General features: G+C 31.2%; 7 protein-coding genes. All 7 read right to left on the bottom strand.

Going from position 1 to position 6,209, the window contains the following annotated elements:
* Nucleotides 1-352, bottom strand: a 352-nt coding sequence (locus tag RYK07_RS08660; protein WP_314853467.1) for a DNA cytosine methyltransferase, incomplete at its 3' end; no start/stop codon positions are given.
* Nucleotides 333-794 (bottom strand): site-specific DNA-methyltransferase, encoded by a 462-nt coding sequence (locus RYK07_RS08655; RefSeq protein ID WP_314853466.1) that lies wholly within the window; start codon nucleotides 792-794, stop codon nucleotides 333-335. The genes RYK07_RS08655 and RYK07_RS08660, both read right to left, overlap by 20 nt.
* Before the next feature lie 255 nt (nucleotides 795-1,049).
* Nucleotides 1,050-1,256, bottom strand: coding sequence for a helix-turn-helix transcriptional regulator (locus RYK07_RS08650; protein WP_314853465.1), 207 nt, complete (start codon nucleotides 1,254-1,256; stop codon nucleotides 1,050-1,052).
* Nucleotides 1,257-1,705: 449 nt separating this feature from the next.
* Nucleotides 1,706-2,740 (bottom strand): M42 family metallopeptidase, encoded by a 1,035-nt coding sequence (locus RYK07_RS08645; RefSeq protein ID WP_314853464.1) that lies wholly within the window; start codon nucleotides 2,738-2,740, stop codon nucleotides 1,706-1,708.
* Nucleotides 2,741-2,764: 24 nt separating this feature from the next.
* Complete coding sequence (locus tag RYK07_RS08640; protein ID WP_314853463.1) at nucleotides 2,765-4,144, bottom strand: deoxyguanosinetriphosphate triphosphohydrolase; 1,380 nt, start codon at nucleotides 4,142-4,144, stop codon at nucleotides 2,765-2,767.
* 98 nt (nucleotides 4,145-4,242) lie between these two features.
* Nucleotides 4,243-5,622 carry an MATE family efflux transporter gene (locus RYK07_RS08635; RefSeq protein WP_314853462.1) on the bottom strand — a complete coding sequence of 460 codons (1,380 nt, stop codon included), beginning with the start codon at nucleotides 5,620-5,622 and terminating at the stop codon, nucleotides 4,243-4,245.
* A 92-nt stretch (nucleotides 5,623-5,714) separates the two neighbouring features.
* Nucleotides 5,715-6,002 carry a hypothetical protein gene (locus tag RYK07_RS08630; protein WP_314853461.1) on the bottom strand — a complete coding sequence of 96 codons (288 nt, stop codon included), beginning with the start codon at nucleotides 6,000-6,002 and terminating at the stop codon, nucleotides 5,715-5,717.
* Nucleotides 6,003-6,209: the final 207 nt, after the last annotated feature.

Below are 6,209 nucleotides of genomic sequence, written 5' to 3'. Positions count from 1 at the left end.
CATTTTCTAGCACAAAATACTTCGGTCTAACAACACTAACTACCTCAAAAAAATATTTAAATAAAAAATTACGTGGATCATCCATTATTTTTCTTTTCCCTTTTTGAGAAAATCCTTGACAAGGTGGTCCCCAAACAATTACGTCTATATTTTTATACTCATTAAAAACATCATCAATATCTAATTTTGAAATATCTTCATTAATTATTTTCACTTTAGGATGATTTTTTTTATAAAAATTAGCTATAGAATAGTCAACTTCATTTGCTAAAACAATTTCAAATCCTGAGTCGAAAAATTCTTTAGATAGTCCACCAACTCCAAAAAACAAATCAATAACTTGTCTTTTCATCTTCTACCCTCATATTCGCTAATTTAGCATATTTTTCTTCTAATTCAACACCGATAAAATTTCTATTTAATCTATGGCTTGCAATTGCAGAAGAACCGCTTCTTAGAAATGGATCTACTACTAAATCGCCCTCATTTGAAAGCAATCTTATAAAATGTTCGAATAATATAATTGGCTTTTGTGTTGGATGTTTACCTAATTTCTTTTCCCTAGCAGTCGTGACAGATGTTTCAATATAGTCTAGAACCAATTTACCTTTATTATTGAATGTTCCTGTTTTTGTTTTATAAGTAAAATATATCCAACACTCATTTGAATTAACAAAATGTAAATTCATATTTCTAGGTATTGGATTTGTTTTGTGCCAAATTCCAGTGGTTTTATAATAAAAACCAAATTCATTTGCTATTTCAACAAGAGTTTCAACCCTTAATATTGACATAAAAACTATCATGGAAGCACCATTCTTAAGTATCCTACTTAATTCTTTAAAAACAATCTCATATGGCCTTTCCAATCATTAAAATCTAAATCATCCCAACCAGCAGCACCAAAAAAATTAGAACGCATTTTTTATAGATTTGTATCTCTCCCGTTCATGAAATTCGCAATATTATATGGAGAATCTGTAATAATTAAATCAACCGTAGATGAGTCTAACTTCCTCAATTCTTCTATGCATTCTCCATTTATTATTTCAATCATTTTTAATACACTCCATAATTTCTGATATGTCGCAATCCAATGCATCACAAATTCTGAGCAAAATATCGGTAGTTACATTCTCACCATTCTTTAATTTATAAAATGTACTCCTACTTACATTTGCTTTTTCCATAAGCTCATTATGTTGCATATCTAAATCAATGAGTTTTTTTAATAACCTTTTATAACTTAATTCCATATAACCTCCAAGATTATTTTTTCGATAGCTAATCTCGTACATATATACATTAAAAAAATACTTATGTTTGTTATTACATACAAATTTATTATAACATTAACTATAGGTTATTTTTAATCAATTGATACATCACTTTAAAAAAGCAAAAAAATAAAGGCCGTCCGGAGACTACCGATATTTATCTCTCTGCACCTTTGCTATGGTCTTTCTTATTAGACTTAGTTTTGTCATCTATCTTAAAGCTTTTTATTTGACCTAATATAGAATTTTTTCCTCATCATCATACCCTCCAACTTTTGAGTATAAAAATAGACAATAGAGTTTTTAATTTCTATCGTCTAAGATTATCTAATATTTATTTTTCTTTAAATTGATTTTATTGTATAGTTTAATAATTCTATTAATCCAATTATAAAAATCATGACCACCCGTTAGACGGGTGGTCATGATTATACTAATTCACTTTTCAAATAAGCATCTACTAAAGCTTCAGTTGCTTGAATTGATTTAATATGAGTTCTTTCATAGGAATGACTTGATTCAATTCCTGCTCCTAATAAAGCATGTTTGACATCTGCTCCTGCACGCATAGCTGCTGAAGCATCACTTCCATAAAATGGATAAATATCTAATCGATAGTCAATTTCTTTTTCTTTTGCTAATGCTACTAAATGTTGACGTAGCGTATAATTATAAGGACCAGAACCATCTTTCACACAAATAGAAACAGTATATTCATCTGTTTGTTGGTCGTCTCCCATTGCACCCATATCGACTGCTAAAAATTCCACAGCATTTTCAGGAATGCTACTATTCGCCCCTGTTCCTGTTTCTTCAATACAACTAAACATAAAATGAGTCGTTACGGGCAATAGAACATTCCACTCACGATAAGTTTTTAATAAATTTAATAAAATAGCTGCACTAACTTTATCATCCAAGAAACGACTTTTTACAAATCCAGTTGAAGTAATCGTTGTGCGTGGATCAAAGGAAACAAAGTCTCCCACTTCAATTCCATAACTTCTTGTCTCTTGTTCAGAATTTACTTCTAGATCCAAACGAACTTCCATATTATCTTGCGTACGTTCTGCTGTACCAGCATCTTTATAAACATGACAACTTGTTTGATGAATTAAAATCGTTCCCGTTACACTTTCACCTGTTGAAGCAATATGAACAGTACAGTTTTCTCCTTCAATCATATTCCATGGATAACCACCAATTTTATCTAATTTCAAACGACCACTTGGTTTAATGGCACGAACAATCGCTCCTAATGTATCAACATGGGCAGTTACTACACGACTACTCGAATTGTCCTTCCCTTCTACCGTTACGATAATATTCCCTTTTGGTGTTCTTTTATAAGGGTAACATAATTTTTCTAGAGTTTTCATTAAGTACTCTTGTACTCCTACTGTATATCCCGTTGGAGAAGGGACTGCTAATAATTCTTGTAGATATTCTAATGTTTGATTCATGTATAAATTCCTTTCAAATAACTTCTAAATTCCTACCATATCTCGGTAAAGTTGATGTGCATAACTATCCGTCATTCCTGAGATAAAATCAGTTGCCAATAATAAGCGTAAATATAATTTTTCCACTTCAGATTTACCTTCTGCAAAATAATGATACGAACGTTTTTGACTTTCTGAAATGATGCCAATTTTCTTCAAATCAACATAATCTAATCGACGGTTTGTATCATAGGCTACTAATGGTGGAACAAAACTATCTAATAAATACGTTAAAGTAGAATAACCTGAAATTTCTAACCGTAAAATACTCTTATGATCATATATTTTATCTTCAGAAATTTTTCTTAAATGCGTATATAATTCATGCGCACTAGAGTCCGATAATAAATCTTGCTGATACTCTCCATTCATAATCTTCTCATAATGAAGAACGAAAGACTCTGTCGCTGCATCGATTAACATTGTTCTTAAATCAACAAAAAATTGATTAATACTAAAAATTTCCTCATCAATGGTTTCTAATATATTCACGACTTTTTTTGAATGCGAAGAAGTTTTATCCTCTTTTAATACAGAATGTAAATATTCCTTTACAACAGCAAATCTTAAAACACCTTTTCCAATGGCATCCTCCATATCTGCAATTAAATATGCAATATCATCTGCAGCTTCTAAAATAAACGTCAATGGATGGCGATTTTCTCCTGTTCCAGTAATCGAAGTAATTTGACGAAAAATATCTTCTTCAGCTCTGAAAAATCCTACTTTTTTAGACGTAATTTTCTCAGATTTTGGCTGATTAGAAGCTCTTGTATATTTTAAAATTGTATTAATCGTCGCAGGAGTTAAATCTAATCCATCAAAGTTCCCCTTAAAATCATGTAACTTCGTTACGATTCTTAGTGATTGTGCATTCCCTTCAAAATGATAAAAATCATGTACATAAGGACTCGCTAAAAATTCTTCTGCCACATCTGAATGTTCTGCTAAAATTCGTGGTAAATTTTTCTTAAACCATTGTCGAATAATATCTTCTCCAAAATGTCCATAAGGAGGATTGCCAATATCATGTAATAAACTTGCACATTCTACAATTCGAGCAATATCACTTTGATGCTCAATCATTTCTTGTTTGCTGGAATCTGTTTCGGTCAATGAATCTTGTTGCAACAATCGTACAATTTCACTCACTAATGTTCTTGCAATCATTGCTACTTCTAAAGAATGTGTTAACCTTGTATGAATAAAGTCTAATCTTTCTAATGGAAATACTTGCGTCTTATCTTGTAATCGCCTAAAAGCGGGACTTGTTACAATTCTTTTATAATCATCATCAAACTCGTTACGATGATTTGAATCTTTGTCTGAAAGACGAGTAGTTGCCAATAAAGTTTTCCATTCCATGTCATCACTCCTTTCCTCTATCTTAAACCAATTTACGAAACATTTCCATCTTAGAAAGAAAAAAGAGTAAAGTATTCGACTACTTCACTCTCTAATGATTATTTGGATAAAATCAATTCTTCTCTCATATGAATATCGTGTAATTCTCGTTTAAAGAAAAACAGACAAAGAACTAAAGAAATGACATCTGATACTGGAGTAGCAAACATCATCCCCTCTACTCCAAAAATATAAGTCATCAGTAACATGACAGGTAATAAAATCAATAATTGTCTTGCTAATGATAAAAATGCTCCCGTTTTTGCTTTTCCAATTGCTGGGAAAAATGTTGTAATTAAAATCGTTATCCCATTAATTAAAGTAAATAGCATAAAGTATCTCATATAACGAATTCCAAATTCAAAATACAAATCATTTCCATTACCGAATAGTTGAATAATTTGTAAAGGAAAAATTTCAAACACTGCCCAAGTAACAAATGAAAGTCCAAATCCTATTTTTAACGCTAGAAAAATCGTTTGACGTACTCGCTCGTAATATTTTGCCCCATAATTATATCCGACAATCGGCTGAACTCCTTGCGTCATTCCAATAATTAGCGCAATAAAAATAACAAATACTTTAGAAACAATTCCACCAACTGCAATTGGAATTTCACTTCCATAAATAGACATAGCTCCATATGTTTTCAATAAATTATTCGACACAATTTGTACAATTAAAGCTGAAATTTGGAAAATAAATGAAGTTAATCCTAGAGCAGCAATTGCTTTTACTTGCTTCATATGTGGAATAAAATCTTCCCATTGAAATTTCACGGAACGAAATTTTGGAATATAAGCAAATAATAATAATGCTGAAACCATCTGACTGATCACCGTTGCCCAAGCTGCTCCAGCTATCCCCATTTGAAATACAAAAATGAAAATTGGGTCTAATACTGTATTTAAAACAGCTCCGGCAATTATCGCCATCATTGAAAAAGTCGCTCTTCCATCTGAACGTACAAGAGGATTAAATCCTGTTGAAAATAAGAAAAATGGAATTCCATACGCCGTAATGCGAGAATACTCCATGGCATAATCAAAAATTTGATCTGTTGCTCCAAATAGTTGCATTAATGGTGCTAAAAAGATTTGAACAAGCAGGCAAACTGCAATTCCCATCACGATTAATTGAATGACCGCTGTACCTGCAATTTTTCTAGCTTTCTCCACTTCTTTTCGACCTAATTCTAAATTAAAATTAGATGCAGCCCCTACTCCTGTCATTAATCCTAATGCTAAACAAATCGTTGTAATTGGAAAAGCAATATTCGTCGCAGCATTTCCTAAATATCCAACTCCTTGTCCAATAAAAATTTGATCAACGATGTTATATAAGGCATTGACGACATTAGCAATCATTGCCGGAATTGCTAATTGCATCAATAGTTTTTTGATGGGCTGTGTTCCCATCGGGTTTTCAATAGTTGTCATGAATGAACTCCTTTCAATTAACTACAAACAGAAATATTGTAAGGCTATTTAAAATGCTATGTCAATGAAATTTGCTTACTATTTAACAGTAGTTATCTTTTTCTATTTTTCCAAACTCTTTCTATGATACTTAAACTACTCGATTTGTAAATATGGTTTCTTGAAATAGTAGTATCTCGTAATCTAACAATCTCTGGATGATTTCTCACATCACTTTGTTTCCAAGAACTATAATTAATTCCTAATTGTTCACACATTTCTTTTGTTGTTAAGTTTTCCTTGCACATTGTCATTTTTTGATATCCCAATTTTTGTAACAATTTATCAAATCGTTCTGGATTTTGTTCAATTACATTAAATACTAAATCTTCTACTTCCATAAATGTTATTCCCTTCTATTTATCAGATACCTTATTATAATACCATTTATTAATAAACAATGAATAGCACATTGTGAATGATATTATTGAGGAACCTTCCCAAACTTTACACTCATAAGTGCTTCAGCTATAATAAACTACAAAGATTGAGTCAATTTCTTATAGGAGGAAAATTATGGATTGGTATGATTATATGATAAACGCATC

Source organism: uncultured Granulicatella sp., from assembly GCF_963528315.1.
Lineage (GTDB): Bacteria > Bacillota > Bacilli > Lactobacillales > Aerococcaceae > Granulicatella.
The sequence above is the reverse complement of the archived record's forward strand: the minus strand, read 5'-3'. Positions and strand labels throughout refer to the sequence as shown.

What these genes read in the sequence shown, in the direction of transcription:
- RYK07_RS08655 (WP_314853466.1), bottom strand. Translation starts at nt 794, where the DNA reads ATGTCAATATTAAGGGTTGAAACTCTTGTTGAAATAGCAAATGAATTT.
- RYK07_RS08650 (WP_314853465.1), bottom strand. Translation starts at nt 1,256, where the DNA reads ATGGAATTAAGTTATAAAAGGTTATTAAAAAAACTCATTGATTTAGAT.
- RYK07_RS08645 (WP_314853464.1), bottom strand. Translation starts at nt 2,740, where the DNA reads ATGAATCAAACATTAGAATATCTACAAGAATTATTAGCAGTCCCTTCT.
- RYK07_RS08640 (WP_314853463.1), bottom strand. Translation starts at nt 4,144, where the DNA reads ATGGAATGGAAAACTTTATTGGCAACTACTCGTCTTTCAGACAAAGAT.
- RYK07_RS08635 (WP_314853462.1), bottom strand. Translation starts at nt 5,622, where the DNA reads ATGACAACTATTGAAAACCCGATGGGAACACAGCCCATCAAAAAACTA.
- RYK07_RS08630 (WP_314853461.1), bottom strand. Translation starts at nt 6,002, where the DNA reads ATGGAAGTAGAAGATTTAGTATTTAATGTAATTGAACAAAATCCAGAA.